Origin of the sequence: Leucobacter sp. NPDC077196, from assembly GCF_040687075.1 — a bacterium.
Taxonomy (GTDB): Bacteria; Actinomycetota; Actinomycetes; order Actinomycetales; family Microbacteriaceae; genus Leucobacter.
Genome location: NZ_JBFBML010000001.1, coordinates 235191 through 248423 on the forward strand (window position 1 = coordinate 235191; position 13233 = coordinate 248423).

13 protein-coding genes and 2 tRNA genes are annotated in these 13233 nt (G+C 65.9%); 5 read left to right on the forward strand and 10 right to left on the reverse strand.

Annotated features, from left to right (window positions below; all coding sequences use genetic code 11):
- Positions 1–65 precede the first annotated feature (65 nt).
- Positions 66–1268 carry a tyrosine-type recombinase/integrase gene (locus tag AB0O71_RS01105; RefSeq protein ID WP_363740942.1) on the forward strand — a complete coding sequence of 401 codons (1203 nt, stop codon included), beginning with the start codon at positions 66–68 and terminating at the stop codon, positions 1266–1268.
- 131 nt (positions 1269–1399) lie between these two features.
- Here AB0O71_RS01105 and AB0O71_RS01110 read toward each other — a convergent pair.
- Positions 1400–1472 (reverse strand) — tRNA-Ala (locus AB0O71_RS01110).
- A 74-nt stretch (positions 1473–1546) separates the two neighbouring features.
- Between AB0O71_RS01110 and AB0O71_RS01115 the strand changes: the two genes are divergently transcribed.
- Together AB0O71_RS01115 and AB0O71_RS01120 are read left to right on the forward strand one after the other, a co-directional pair.
- Complete coding sequence (locus AB0O71_RS01115; protein ID WP_363740944.1) at positions 1547–2173, forward strand: LysE family transporter; 627 nt, start codon at positions 1547–1549, stop codon at positions 2171–2173.
- A 65-nt stretch (positions 2174–2238) separates the two neighbouring features.
- Positions 2239–2313, forward strand: a tRNA-Lys gene (locus AB0O71_RS01120).
- 91 nt (positions 2314–2404) lie between these two features.
- Here the strand turns inward: AB0O71_RS01120 and AB0O71_RS01125 are convergent.
- On the reverse strand, positions 2405–2590 hold the full coding sequence (locus AB0O71_RS01125; protein WP_363740946.1) for a CsbD family protein: 186 nt from the start codon (positions 2588–2590) through the stop codon (positions 2405–2407).
- A gap of 245 nt (positions 2591–2835) precedes the next feature.
- Here AB0O71_RS01125 and AB0O71_RS01130 point away from each other — a divergent pair, with 245 nt between their 5' ends.
- Together AB0O71_RS01130 and AB0O71_RS01135 are read left to right on the forward strand one after the other, a co-directional pair.
- Entirely contained in the window at positions 2836–3465 is a 630-nt protein-coding gene (locus AB0O71_RS01130; RefSeq protein WP_363740948.1) for a hypothetical protein, read from the forward strand.
- Positions 3466–3756: 291 nt separating this feature from the next.
- Complete coding sequence (locus tag AB0O71_RS01135; protein ID WP_363740950.1) at positions 3757–4206, forward strand: acyl-CoA thioesterase; 450 nt, start codon at positions 3757–3759, stop codon at positions 4204–4206.
- Positions 4207–4298: 92 nt separating this feature from the next.
- Here AB0O71_RS01135 and pstB read toward each other — a convergent pair whose 3' ends face one another.
- The 8 genes from pstB to AB0O71_RS01175 form a co-directional block, all read right to left on the reverse strand.
- Positions 4299–5078: a phosphate ABC transporter ATP-binding protein PstB gene (gene pstB, locus AB0O71_RS01140; protein ID WP_363740952.1), complete on the reverse strand. Its 780-nt coding sequence runs from the start codon at positions 5076–5078 to the stop codon at positions 4299–4301.
- Between the two features lie 41 nt (positions 5079–5119).
- Entirely contained in the window at positions 5120–6241 is a 1122-nt protein-coding gene (gene pstA, locus AB0O71_RS01145) for a phosphate ABC transporter permease PstA (RefSeq protein ID WP_363740954.1), read from the reverse strand.
- Positions 6241–7179, reverse strand: a complete 939-nt coding sequence (pstC, locus tag AB0O71_RS01150) for a phosphate ABC transporter permease subunit PstC (protein ID WP_363740956.1) — start codon at positions 7177–7179, stop codon at positions 6241–6243. The genes pstA and pstC overlap by 1 nt, the downstream gene beginning before the upstream one ends.
- Before the next feature lie 100 nt (positions 7180–7279).
- The gene (pstS, locus tag AB0O71_RS01155) at positions 7280–8380 is read right to left on the reverse strand and encodes a phosphate ABC transporter substrate-binding protein PstS (protein ID WP_363740958.1); all 1101 of its coding nucleotides are present in this window, start codon (positions 8378–8380) and stop codon (positions 7280–7282) included.
- A 179-nt stretch (positions 8381–8559) separates the two neighbouring features.
- On the reverse strand, positions 8560–9513 hold the full coding sequence (locus AB0O71_RS01160; RefSeq protein ID WP_363740960.1) for an NUDIX domain-containing protein: 954 nt from the start codon (positions 9511–9513) through the stop codon (positions 8560–8562).
- Positions 9510–11639 carry an RNA degradosome polyphosphate kinase gene (locus AB0O71_RS01165; RefSeq protein ID WP_363740963.1) on the reverse strand — a complete coding sequence of 710 codons (2130 nt, stop codon included), beginning with the start codon at positions 11637–11639 and terminating at the stop codon, positions 9510–9512. The genes AB0O71_RS01160 and AB0O71_RS01165 overlap by 4 nt, the downstream gene beginning before the upstream one ends.
- Complete coding sequence (gene mshD, locus AB0O71_RS01170) at positions 11636–12565, reverse strand: mycothiol synthase (protein WP_363740965.1); 930 nt, start codon at positions 12563–12565, stop codon at positions 11636–11638. The genes AB0O71_RS01165 and mshD overlap by 4 nt, the downstream gene beginning before the upstream one ends.
- Positions 12562–13233 (reverse strand): winged-helix domain-containing protein, encoded by a 672-nt coding sequence (locus tag AB0O71_RS01175; RefSeq protein WP_363740967.1) that lies wholly within the window; start codon positions 13231–13233, stop codon positions 12562–12564. The genes mshD and AB0O71_RS01175 overlap by 4 nt, the downstream gene beginning before the upstream one ends.

The following is a 13233-nucleotide window of genomic DNA, read 5'->3' on the forward strand; positions in this document are numbered from 1 at the left end:
TCTCACAGCTCCCCACGGCGGGCTGAGCTGCTGCATACCCAATACACGACAGGAAGGGGCACATCATGGGATGGGCCGAGAAACTAGCATCCGGACGTTATCGTGCCGGCTACCGCATTCCGGGAGGTGAGAAGCGCTACATCGAGAGTTCGTTCACGCACAAAGCTGCCGCCGAGCGTGCGGCGAGCGCGGCCGAGCAAGATGCCCGCGCTCTCGGGTGGCGCGATCCCCGCGCCGCCGAACGCAGCTGGGGAAACTGGTGCACCGAGTGGCTTCGCGGGCACTATGTCGAGCGGTCGACGCACTCTCGGACGATGAGCATGATCGAGAGTCGGATCATGCCGAAGTGGGGCGACACCCGCCTGATCGACATCAACCGGCACGAGATCCGCGCATGGGCGATCGAACTGCAGCAGGCTGGCCTCACCGCGACGAGCGCGAAACGGATCATCGCCGCATTCTCTCCATCACTCTCGGCTGCCGTCGACGTCGGGATCCTGAAGTCGAATCCCGCGATCGGCCTCCGTCTCAACATTCCGACGAACCTCTCGGAGCGCGTGCTCTCCGTGAAAGAACAGCGGCACCTGTTCGCGGGCTTCGCAGTCGAGGGTGCCAAGCCGAGCGCCGAAGCGGTGGCGCTCGCTGCCCGCGACCAAGCACTCGTCGCCGTACTCCTCGGTGCCGGGCCCCGGTGGGGAGAAGCCGTCGCGCTCATGCCCGAGCACGTGAACAGGAAGCAGCACACGATCCGATGGCGCCAGGCATGGGACGCGCACAATCGGATCCTCGCGCCCTACACGAAGGGGAAGAAACGGCGCACGACGCCGATCGCTCCGTGGCTGATGGAGATCATCGAACCCCTACTCGATGCCACCGAGCGCGGCCACTTCATCTTCACCGACGTCGGCGGAGCACCCCTCGACGCGTCGAACTGGCGCAAGCGGAACTGGGATCCCGCGGTGAAGCGATCACGGATCAACGACGGCGCAGGTGAGCGGGCCACCATCCACACCTTGCGGCACACCTACGCGACCGAGCAGCTCGAGGCCGGCCTCTCGCTCGCGGAGATAGCCGACCTGCTCGGGCACGCGTCGATCACCACGACCGAGCGCTACGCGCACCGGCGCTCTCGGGTTCGAGCCGAAGCTGCGACCGCCGTGAAAGACCCTCGGCTGAAGCCGTCGAAGCCGAAGAAGAAGCGCAAGAAGGATGCCGCCGAAGAGCCCGAGTTGCCCGCCAACGTGATCCAGTTCCCGAGCGCCGGTTGAGCTGGCTGCCCCAGATCTGCCCCACGTGACCCTCTCATTACCAACGATCGGTCGAACTTTCGTCGACCCCAAAAACGCAAAAAGCGGGGCCGACCGGCCATTTCTGACCAATCAACCCCGCCTTATTTCGGTGGATCTGAGGGGAATCGAACCCCTGACCTTCTCATTGCGAACGAGACGCGCTACCAACTGCGCCACAGACCCTGACAGCGATTGATTCTAGCAGGGGAGCGGGGCCTGGTGAAAATCGGCGGCTCGGGCGCCGCTACACTATGCTCGTGTCTCTTGCGATCTGGCTCTCACTGCTCGCAGCGACGGTAGTCATCTGCATCACCCCGGGAGCCGGAGCCATCAATACGATGTCGAACTCGCTCGCGGTCGGGTGGCGCCGGTCGATCTGGGGAGTGCTCGGCCAGGAGCTCGCGCTGCTCGTGCATATCGTCATCGTCGCTGCGGGCGTCGGCGTGCTCGTCGCCAACACGCCAGCGCTGTTCAACGCGATCCGCTACGCGGGTGCCGCGTATCTGATCTACCTCGGCCTGCGGCTCATCTTCACGAAGCCGCAGGCGCCCGCCGCAGACTCCGAGGGGGCTCAGCAGGCGAATACCCGCACGGCGATGCTGCGCCGCGGATTCTGGGTGAACCTGCTCAACCCGAAGGCGATCGTGTTCTTCCTGGCCTTCATCCCGCAGTTCATCAACGCCGACGCCGCGATCATGCCGCAGTACCTGATCCTCGTCGCGACGGCCGTGGGAGTCGATGTGATCGTGATGTGGGGATTCTTCGCCGTCGCGGCCAGGCCCTTCCGCCGGTACACGGCGACGGCCCGCGGGCAACGCGTGCTGAATACGGTGTTCGGCGCCTTGTTCGTCGGGGTCGCAGGGCTGCTGGTGTTCATTCACTGATGAGCTCCGCGCGTCTCGGGCTGGGATGATCCCGGCCCCTCCCATCCGCTAAGCTATTCGGGTTGGCCCCTATAGCTCAGCGGTAGAGCTACGGACTTTTAATCCGCAGGTCGTAGGTTCGATCCCTACTGGGGGCACCATTCAGGCGCACATCTCGTACCGCTTGCGCCGAGCGGACGCGAAGCGGCCCCGCACTCCCGAAGGTGTGCGGGGCCGCTTCGTCGATTTCGACTAGTTGTCGAAGACGTTCTTCGCAGAATCCTTGGCGTTCTCGCCGGCCTGCTTCAGATCGCCCTTGGCCTGATCGAGCTTGCCCTCGGCGACCATTTCGTCGTTGTCGGTCACACGGCCTGTGGCCTCCTTGGCGTTGCCCTTCAGCTTGTCTCCTGCTGCAGAAAGCTTGTCCGATGCACTCATGCAATCCTCCTTTGATGTTGGGGCGCATTCCCTACGATCGGGAACAGTACCTACGCTGCCAGCTGCGTCTCGTAGTGCCCAGGGGGTTGCGTTCTCGCCGCAAAGTATGAATCATCGTCAGGCTCAAGCGTACGCTTCGGCGCTGAGTAGCCGATGCGCCCAGACACGTGCGAGACGGCGTAGACTCGCGAGGTCCGCGATCCTCACGAGGGATTCCGACCACGAACGCACTGCGAAAGAGGCCGATGTCACGCGATCACCAGCGCCCCGTACTGCAGCCGGGTTTCACCTTCGACTGGATCATCGGATCCGACGAACCCGAGGCCGCCCGAAGGCTCGCCCAGGAGACATCCTGGGCGCTGCTCGATCGTGTGCGCAGCGTCGCCGACCCCGCCGTCGTCGAACGCGTCGTGGGTCTCGCTTCGGGGATCGGGCTCGATGACATCGCCGAGCTCTGGGCGGGGGAGAGTGCGCATTCGCTCGCGGGCGTGCTGTGGCGGCTGTACCTGCTGCGCCGCGTCGTCGACGCTGATCCCGAAGGATCAGCCGATCTGTTCCGCCGCGGCGCCGCGGCTACGGTGACGATCGACCCCATCGTCGCAGGAGCGGCGGAGCCCGTGACGCCCGACTCGATCGCGCACCTCTGCGACACGATTTTGCGCGGCGTTTTCGCCAGCGACCTGGGCGGTGCGCTCGAGCGTGCTGCGAGCTACTGCCGCATCATGTCGCTCGGTGCCGCCGACCTGGCCGATGCACGTGATGTGCACGACGACGCGCACGCGTCTGAGCTCACGACGCGGTCGCTGCGATACTCGACGTTCGCGAGCGACCTCCACGCCGGGGCGCGGCGCTGGCGCGACGGCACGCTCTCGTAACGGTAACGGTAACGGTAACGGTAACGGTAACGGTAACGGTGTCGGTGTCGGTGACGGAGGCGAGCAGCAGCGCGTTCGCCGAGCGCTGACGCCACGCCGTAGCGCCCGGCGCACGCTGCGCTAAACTTGTTCGTGCCGGGCCGCAGTAACCCCGGGCTCCAATTTTCGCCGCTTCGAGCGGCCTTCCGCCGAGAGGCGTTTCTGCGGCTCGGTCTTTTCATGCCCGGGCGAGGGCGGTCTGAAACACATGTGTTCTCCGGCGCGAAACACACGCGTTCTAAGCTCGGACGCATGAGATCTCAGTACGCGCACGCAGACGGCATCAACTTCTCCACGCGCAAGTGGGTGCGACCGGAAGACATGAACGCGAACGGGTCGCTCTTCGGCGGCAGCCTGCTGCGCTGGATCGACGAAGAGGCGGCGATCTACGCCATCATCCAGCTCGGCAACCCGCACGTCGTGACGAAGCTGATCTCGGAGATCAACTTCGAGGCATCGGCGCGCGAGGGCGACCTCATCGAGATGGGACTCGTCGCGACCGAATTCGGCAGGACCTCGCTCACCATGCGGGCCGTGGTGCGCAATATGATCACGCGCAAGACGATCCTGTCGATCGAACGCATCGTATTCGTCAACATCGGGCCCGACGGTGTGCCGGTGCCCCACGGGTATACGGAGATCACCTACGATCGCGACCGCATGCCCCACGCCGATGAGATGCCGAACCGCGACGAGGAATGACCGCGACGAGAACTGCCCCCGAGCGACAACGCAACAGCCCCGGTGCGCGCCGAACACTGGCGCGCACCGGGGCTGTTGCACCCGCGGCAGCTTTACCCGAAGCGGCCCGAGACGTAATCCTCGGTCGCCTGCACAGACGGCGTCGAGAAGATCGTCGAGGTGTCGTCGTACTCGATGAGCTTGCCGGGCTTGCCCGTGCCCGCGATGTTGAAGAACGCGGTGCGGTCGGAGACGCGCGAGGCCTGCTGCATGTTGTGGGTCACGATGACGATCGTGTACTCCTGCTTGAGCTGATCGATCAGATCCTCGATGGCGAGGGTCGAGATCGGGTCGAGCGCCGAGCAGGGCTCGTCCATGAGGAGCACCTCGGGTTCGACGGCGATGGCGCGTGCGATGCAGAGTCGCTGCTGCTGCCCGCCCGAGAGCCCTGAGCCCGGCTTGTCGAGGCGATCCTTCACCTCGTTCCAGAGGTTCGCGCCGACCAGCGACTTCTCGACGAGCGCGTCGGAGTCGCTCTTCGACATGCGGCGGTCGTTGAGGCGCACGCCGGCGAGCACGTTGTCGCGGATCGACATCGTGGGGAAGGGGTTGGGGCGCTGGAACACCATGCCCACCTGGCGACGCACGAGCACGGGATCGACGCCGGTGCCGTAGAGGTCTTCGCCGTCGAGCAGCACCTCGCCCTCGACGCGCGCTCCGGGGATGACCTCGTGCATGCGGTTCAAGGTGCGCAAGAAGGTCGACTTGCCGCAGCCCGACGGGCCGATGAACGCGGTGACGCTGCGGGGTTCGACATTGATCGAGACATCCTCGACTGCCAGGAACTTCGAGTAGTAGACGTTGAGGTCTTTGACCTCGATGCGCTTCGACATTGGGATTCTTTCGTTCGGGAGTCTGCGGGGAGAGGAGCGGCTCAGCGGCCGGTCTTGGGAGCGAACCAGCGGGCGATGAGACGGCCGAGCAGGTTGAGCGCCATGACGATGAGGATCAGCGCGAGCGCAGCCGCCCAGGCGCGATCGACGAATGCCTCGGCCGGGTTGCCCTGGTTCATGAACTGCGTGTAGACGTACACCGGCAGCGACTGCATGCGATCGGAGAAGAGATCGTAGTTCATCGATGCGGTGAAGCCGGCCGTGATGAGCAGCGGAGCCGTCTCGCCGATGACGCGGGCGATCGACAGCATGATGCCCGTGGTGATACCCGCGATGGAGGTGGGAAGCACGACCTTGGTGATGGTGCGCCACTTCGGCACGCCGAGGGCGTACGAGGCCTCGCGCAGCTCGTTGGGCACGAGGCGGAGCATCTCCTCGCTCGAGCGGACGACCACGGGGATCATCAGCACCGAGAGCGCTACGGCGCCGACGATACCCATGCGCACGCCCGGGCCGAGGAAGAGCGCGAAGACCGCGTAGGCGAAGAGGCCGGCGACGATGGAGGGGATACCGGTCATCACGTCGACGAGGAAGGTGATGGTCTTGGCGACGCGACCGCGACCGTACTCGACGAGGTAGATCGACGTCATGAGTCCGAGCGGAACGGAGATGATCGACGCCGCGAGCGTGATGAGCAGGGTGCCGATCATCGCGTGGAGGGCGCCGCCGCCCTCGCCGGTGACGTTGCGCATCGAGGAGTTGAAGAACTCGGCGTCGAAGCGCGCGATTCCGTTCGAGACGACCGTGATGGCGACGGAGATGAGCGGCACCATCGCGAGCAGGAACGCGCCGGTGACGATCGCCGTGATGAAGCGATCCATCGCTTGGCGCGTGCCCTCGACGGCGGCCGACATGATCGTGATGACGAGCAGGTAGGCGATGGCGCCGATGAGCACTGCGCCGACGAGTGAGAACTCACTGCCCGAAGACGCGGCCAGCAGGCCGAAGAGAGCGAACGCTGCTGCGAGACAGCCGACGAGCACGAACCACGGGGTCGAGCGCGACAGCCGGTTGCCGGCGAGCGAAGAACCCGCGCGGACGGGGCGGACGGTGATGGCCACGGAGGTGGTCCCCTCTTGTTTCGGTTCGGTCTGCTGGAGCATCAGTTCGCCGCCGAGAACTCGGCGCGACGGCTCACGATCCAGCGAGCGAGCGCGTTCACCAGGAAGGTGACGATGAACAGGATGAGGCCGGTGGCGATGAGCACGTTGATGTTCTCCCCGTAGGCCTCAGGGAAGGAGAGCGCGATGTTCGCTGCGATCGTCGAAGGATTCTCGGAGGTGAGCAACCTGAACGACACGAGGCCGGTCGCCGAGAGCACCATCGCGACGGCCATCGTCTCGCCGAGCGCGCGCCCGAGCCCGAGCATGGCGGCCGAGATGATGCCGGGTCGACCGAAGGGCAGCACGGCCATGCGGATCATCTCCCAGCGGGTCGCACCGAGCGCGAGGGCGGCTTCCTCGTGCAGCACGGGGGCCTGGAGGAAGATCTCACGGCAAATCGCCGTCATGATCGGCAGGATCATCACGGCGAGCACGAGGGCGGCGGTCAAGATGGTGCGGCCGGTGCCGCTGACGGTTCCGCTGAAGAGCGGGATCCAACTGAGATACGTGTTCAGCCACTCGAAGATGGGACGGGCGGCGGGCGCGAGCACCCCGATGCCCCAGAGGCCGAAGACCACGCTCGGCACGGCGGCGAGCAGGTCGACGACGTAGCCGAGCACCTGCGCGAGCTGGCGCGGCGCGTAGTGCGAGATGAAGAGGGCGATGCCGATCGCCAGCGGGAGTGCGATGAGCAGCGCGAGCGCTGCAGCCCAGACAGTGCCGAAGACGAGCGGGCCCACGTACGACCAGAAGTTGCTGGTGAGCAGCGACGCGCTCTCGTTCGTGGCGACGAATGCCGGGATGCTCTGCACGATGAGGAAGATCGCGACGGCAGCGAGTGTGACGAGGATCATGCTGCCCGCGAAGACCGCGGAGCGCGAGAAGACGCGGTCGCCGATGCTGAGCACCGGCTTGGCGGGGGCGGAAGTGACGGTCACTGAGTCTCCGAGGTCTGGGAGGGACGTACAGGGGAGATCGCCTGGAGGCAATCAGAGGTGGGTGGGACGCGGTGCAACCGCGCCCCACCCACCTCGGCGATCAGCTGATCGAGTCGATTGCGGTCTGCACCTGGCCGCGGAGATCCTCGGAGATCGGCGCGTTGCCAGCCGACTCCTGAGCGGCCGCCTGGCCCTCTTCGCTGACGATGTAGCTGAAGTACGACTTCACGAGCTCTGCGTTCGCCGCATCCTCGTACTCCGCGCAGCCGATGAGGTAGCTCACGAGCACGATGGGGTAGACGCCGTCTTCGGTCGAGGTGCGATCGAGGCTGATGGCGAGGTCGCCATCGGTGCGGCCCTCTTCGAGCGACGAAGCGTCGACGATAGCGGCAGCGGCCTCCGGGGAGTAGGGAACGTACTCCTCGCCGACCTTGATGTCGACGGTGCCCAGGTCGCCGGCCTGCGAAGCATCTGCATAACCGATCGTGCCGGTTCCGTTGGAGACTGCGCTGACGACGCCCGAGGTGCCCTGTGCGCCCTCGCCGCCGAACTCGGTCGGCCAGGTCTCGATCGAACCGACGGTCCAGTCGTCCGCTGCGGCCGCTGCGAGGTACTCGGTGAAGTTGCCCGTGGTGCCCGAATCGTCGGAGCGGTGCACGGCGGTGATATTGCCCTCGGGGAGCTCGACATCGGGGTTCTGGTCGGCGATCGCCGGGTCGTTCCAGGTCGTGATCGCGCCCGAGAAGATCTTCGCGACGGTCGGAGCGTCCAGCTTCAGGGAATCGACGCCTTCGACGTTGAAGATGATGGCGATCGGGGAGATGTACGCGGGAAACTCGACGATGTCGCTCGTGGCGCAGCCGTCGAAGGGGCCTGCTGCAATCTCTTCGGCCTTGAACGCGCGGTCGGAGCCGGCGAACGCGCTCGCGCCCTGCTGGAAGGTCTCGCGGCCAGCGCCCGAGCCGGAGGGCTCGTAGTTTACGGTGACATCGGGGTTCGCGGTCTGGAAGCCGGCAACCCAGACCTCCTGGGCGGAGCCCTGCGACGAAGCGCCGGCGCCGACGAGTTCGCCGGAGAGGCTCGAGCTGGCCGCGTCATCGCTTCCGGAGGCGCTGCCCCCTTCGTTTGCGGCGCAGGAGGTCAGCGTGAGTGCAGCAATACCACCGATAGCGGCGATCTTGGCGAATGCGGAAAGCTTCACTTGAGATTGATCCAATCTGGAAACGGATGTGAGGTGATGGCCTCTCGAACGACCACGACACCACGCTAAGCATTCTTCGTGACGCGAGGTCTGCCAGAGGGTGAACAACAGGTGAACTCACGCCGTCGGCAAACGCCGAAATCAGTGGCTTCGCCGTCTACGGCTCGTGATCGGAGTGGTCAATGCTTCAGCGGATACGTTTCGACGGAGAGGATTCCGGCGTCTGGATGCCGCCGCGACAGGTGGAAGACCGAAAAGCCCGCAGTCGGGAGCGTCGTCGCTTCGTCAAGATAGGCGCCGACGCGACTTCCCGTGGCCACCGCGAGTTCGCGCGCGAGATCGGGGAGCACGGGCCGATGACTGCAGAGCAGCGCATCTTTGCCGCGGGCGACGATGGCGGTCATGAGCGCTCGAAGGTTCCCGAGGTCTCCCGAGTCCCACGCGTCTTGACTGATCGCATCGGTGTGCCGCACCTGCTTGCGCCGCCGTGCTGCGTACGGGGCAACGGTCGCCTCGCAGCGCACCGCCGTTGAGGCGTAGATGTGGCGCGGCCCGAAGGCGTCGAGTATCGGCACGAGCGCCGAAGCCTGGGCCTCCCCGAACTCCGTCAGCGGGCGGAGGTGGTCCGGCTCGTCGCTCTGCGCCCGCGGGAGCGCTTTTCCGTGACGGAGCAGGGTGACCGAGAAACTGTCGAGCAGATCGCGCCCGGCCAGCTCCAAGAACACATCGTAGAGTTCGCGATCGGCAGCGTAGGTGAGCTGATCTCGCACCTCGTGGAGCGGAACCCACTCGATCGCGTCGACCTCGCCGTTCGGCAGAAAGGACGCTTCGAGCGCCCGACGGCGCGGCACTTGAGCTGCCCAATACTGCACCGTCTTGCGGCGGTTTCCGCTGAGGTCGTAGTGAATCGTGCCGAGATGCTGGTCGAGACGCACTCTGAGGCCGGTTTCCTCGCGGGTCTCTCGCACCGCGGCCTGTGGCAGGCTTTCACCGTCTTCGAGCTTGCCCTTCGGGAACGAGATGTCGCGACGCTTCGGTCGATGGATGACGAGCACGAGCACCTGCTCGCCTCCGTCGGGCCGCTCCTCGCGCGTCCAGCACACGGTTCCCGCAGCGAAAATCTCCTCAGTCACCGAGATCTCCGCGCACGGCGGGCCTCGGTGCGATCCTCCATCACGAGATCCTGCAGGTCGGGGAGCACATCGCCGGCCTCATTCACCACGCTCCGGTGCCAACTGCCGTCCGGCAGCATGCGCCACGATGAGACGTCGTCGCTGAAGGCGAAGTCGAAGAACCGCGAGATGCGTTCGAGGTGCTCGCGTTCATCGAGGCGCACGAGCACCTCGATGCGTCGATCGAGGTTGCGGTGCATGAGGTCGGCGCTTCCGATGAACACCTCGCGGTCGCCGCCGTTCTCGAAGGAGTAGATGCGCGAGTGCTCGAGGTAGCGTCCCAGTACCGATCGCACGCGAATGGTCTCGGAGAGGCCGGGCACCTCGGCGCGGATCGAGCAGATGCCGCGCATCCACACATCGATGGGCACACCGGCCTGGCTCGCCCGGTAGAGCGCGTCGATGATGGTCTCGTCGACCATGGAATTGCCCTTGAGCCTGATACCACTCGGTCGACCGGCGCGCGCATGCTCCGCTTCGCGTTCGATGCGTTCGAGGAGGCCGCTCCGCAACTGGAGCGGGGCGACGAGGAGCCGGTCGTAGTCGGTCTCGATGGCGTACCCCGACAGCACATTGAAGAGCTTGGTCACATCGCGCCCGACCTCGGGGGACGACGTGAACAGGCCGAAGTCTTCGTAGATGCGGCTGGTTTTCGGATTGTAGTTGCCGGTGCCGATGTGGCAGTAGTGCGCGAGCCGGCCGCCCTCCTCCCGGATCACGTGCACGAGCTTGCAGTGGGTCTTGAGCCCCACGAGCCCGTAGACGACGTGCACTCCGGCCTGTTCGAGCTTGCGCGCCCAGGTGATGTTGGCCTCTTCGTCGAACCGCGCCTTCACCTCGACGAGCGCGAGCACCTGCTTGCCCGCCTCTGCCGCTTTGATGAGGGACGCCACGATCGGGCTGTCGCCAGAAGTGCGATACAGCGTCTGCTTGATGGCGAGGACGTCGGGATCGGTCGCCGCCTGCTCGACGAACGCCTGCACGCTCGTCGCGAAGGACTCGTACGGGTGGTGCACGAGCACCTCCCGCCGCGCGATGGCGGCGAACGTATCGAGTTTGTCGCTCGGTGCCCCGACGCGGAACTGTGGGTGAGTCACCGGGATGTGCGGCTTGAACTTGAGGTCGGGGCGGGCCACGCGGGTAAGCGCGAACAGGCCGCTGAGGTCGAGCGGCGCGGGCAGCGTGTATACCTGCTGCTCATCGATGTCGAACTCCCGCACGAGCAGTTCGAGCGTCGCCTCATCCATGTCATCTGAGATCTCGAGTCGAATCGGCGGCCCGAATCGGCGTCGCAGCAGCTCCTTCTCGAGTGCCTGGATCAAGTTCTCGGTCTCGTCCTCCTCGATCTCCACATCCTCGTTGCGCGTGACGCGGAAGACGTGGTGGTCGATGACCTCCATACCGGGGAACAGCCCGCCGAGCTGATTCGCGATGAGCTCCTCGAGCGGAATGAACCGCACGTCGTCCACGCTCTCGCGGCCGTCGACGCGCACGTAGCGCGGGATCATCTGCGGCACCTTGAGGCGCGCGAACTCGATCTTGTCGGTGTTCGGGTTGCGTACGCGAATCGACACGTTCAGCGCCCGGCCCGAGATATACGGGAAGGGATGCGCCGGGTCGACGGCGAGCGGCATGAGCACCGGGTAGATGCGCTGCTCGTAGTAGTCGGTGAGGATCTCGCGATCCGCATCGTCGAGTTCATCCCACTCGACGATCTTGATGCCGGCTTCTGCGAGGGCGGGCTGCACCTGACCGCGGAAGCACTCGGCGTGCCGCAGCTGCAGCTCGTACGCCCGGCGGTTGATGTTCGCGAGCACGTCGGTCGGTGCGCGACCGACGTTGGTCGGCACGGCGAGCCCCGTGATGATGCGTCGTCGCAGTCCGGCGACCCGCACCATGAAGAACTCGTCGAGGTTCGCGGCGAAGATCGCGAGGAAACTGGCCCGCTCCAGCAACGGCGTCGACGGATCCTCCGCGAGTTCGAGCACCCGCTGGTTGAAGGCGAGCCAACTCAGCTCGCGGTCGATGTACCGGTCGGCTGGAAGTTCGACCTGCTCAGAGGAGAGGTCGCTCGGTTCGTCGTTCATGCGTCCATTGTGGCACCAGGTGACGCTGCCGGGGCCTTCCGCCACTGGCGGCTGCGTGAATCAACGGTGAACCCCGCGCGCTCGTACATGCGCACGGCACGCTCGTTGTCGCCGTCGACGTAGAGCGAGACCCGAGCCGGTTCATGCTGAGCCATGCGCGCAAGAGTCGCTTCGAGGAGCAGGGCTCCGAGGCCCCGCCCCGCGTACTCGGGCCGCACGCCGACGGCGTACAGCTCTGTCTCGACCTCCGGCTCGCGCAGCGTCTTCACCCACGTCGATCCCGCGACCTCGCCGGCCTGATCGATGAGCAGCAGGAGGTCGTCGGGGTCGAACCATTCCTCAGCGCGCATGAGCGCGAAGTCGGATTCGGTGAGCCGGCCCTGCTCGGGGTGGGTGGCGAATGCGGCTGCGTTCGCCCGCACCCACCGTTCCGCGTCATCGGTCCGTTCGGGATCGAAGGCGCGCAGTGCGAAGCCCGGGGGAGTATCGAGCGCGGAGGGTTCGATCTTGTGCTGCGGCAGCAGTGCAGGATCAAGGGTCATACGGAGGAGCGACCGCACCGGTGCGAAGCCGGCTCGGGTGAGCAGCGCTTCGGCCGCGGGGTTCGCGCCGTGAGCCCACGCCAGCGCTGCGCCGTCGACGCGTTCGAGCAACGCCGGGAGGACGGACGTGGCGATCCCCTCACCCCGGGCGTTCGGGAGCACGACGAGATCGACCTCTCCTTGGCCCGCGACACCGATCGCCACGGGATCCGGCTCTCCTTCGCGCCGGAAGAGCAGGAGCGTGCGCTCGCCCTGGGTCGCCGCGAGAAGCGCCTGATCGGAGACTGGCGAGGCGCCATCGTGCACCTCGGCCACGGCGATGACGTGACGGGCGAGCTCGAAGTCGGACGATCGGGTTGCGGCGTTCGACTCCAGATGCATCATTCCGTCTCTTCCTCCTCGATGCGGGCCCGCGCGAAGCCGTAGCCCACACCGCGCACGGTGCTGATCAGGCCCTCGTGTTCGCCCAGCTTGGCACGGAGACGCCTCACGTGCACGTCGACCGTGCGTGTTCCGCCGAAGTAGTCAGTGCCCCAAACCTCACTCAGCAGCTGCTCCCGCGTGAAGACGCGACCGGGGTTCCCGGCGAGGAAGTGGAGCAGCTCGAACTCCTTGTATGTGAGATCGAGCGGGCGCCCGAAGAGGCGGGCGGTGAAGTTGGACTCGTCGATGATCACGCCCGCGGCGTGCACGGCCGAGGGCTGCGCTGCAGCCTGCGGGCGTTCGAGCAACCGCAGTCGAAGCTCGATCTCGACGGGGCTCGCCGTCGGGAGCAGAAGCTCCTGCACGCCCCATTCCGGGGTCAGCGCCGTGAGCGCCACCTCGGGAAGAATGACGACGCGGGGCGTCTCGCTGCCTTCGACCATGCCGAGGCACGCGGCCCGAGCGCGGCGAGCATCGAGTGTTCCATCGATGAGCACCGCGTCGAAGCGATCGGCCATGGTTTCGGGAACGCGGAGCGAGAGTGGCGAGGTGCGAACGTCGTGGGGAAGCAGATCGAGCCCCGGGAGTGAGTCAGCCGGATCGCGGTCTGAGAGGCAGAGGAGTTGCAT

Bases quoted from the DNA above. Each gene is read 5' to 3' on its own strand.
- AB0O71_RS01125 (WP_363740946.1), bottom strand. From the start codon at position 2,590: ATGAGTGCATCGGACAAGCTTTCTGCAGCAGGAGACAAGCTGAAGGGC.
- AB0O71_RS01165 (WP_363740963.1), bottom strand. From the start codon at position 11,639: ATGAACGACGAACCGAGCGACCTCTCCTCTGAGCAGGTCGAACTTCCA.
- AB0O71_RS01130 (WP_363740948.1), top strand. From the start codon at position 2,836: ATGTCACGCGATCACCAGCGCCCCGTACTGCAGCCGGGTTTCACCTTC.
- pstB (WP_363740952.1), bottom strand. From the start codon at position 5,078: ATGTCGAAGCGCATCGAGGTCAAAGACCTCAACGTCTACTACTCGAAG.
- AB0O71_RS01135 (WP_363740950.1), top strand. From the start codon at position 3,757: ATGAGATCTCAGTACGCGCACGCAGACGGCATCAACTTCTCCACGCGC.
- AB0O71_RS01175 (WP_363740967.1), bottom strand. From the start codon at position 13,233: ATGCAACTCCTCTGCCTCTCAGACCGCGATCCGGCTGACTCACTCCCG.
- mshD (WP_363740965.1), bottom strand. From the start codon at position 12,565: ATGATGCATCTGGAGTCGAACGCCGCAACCCGATCGTCCGACTTCGAG.
- AB0O71_RS01105 (WP_363740942.1), top strand. From the start codon at position 66: ATGGGATGGGCCGAGAAACTAGCATCCGGACGTTATCGTGCCGGCTAC.
- pstA (WP_363740954.1), bottom strand. From the start codon at position 6,241: ATGCTCCAGCAGACCGAACCGAAACAAGAGGGGACCACCTCCGTGGCC.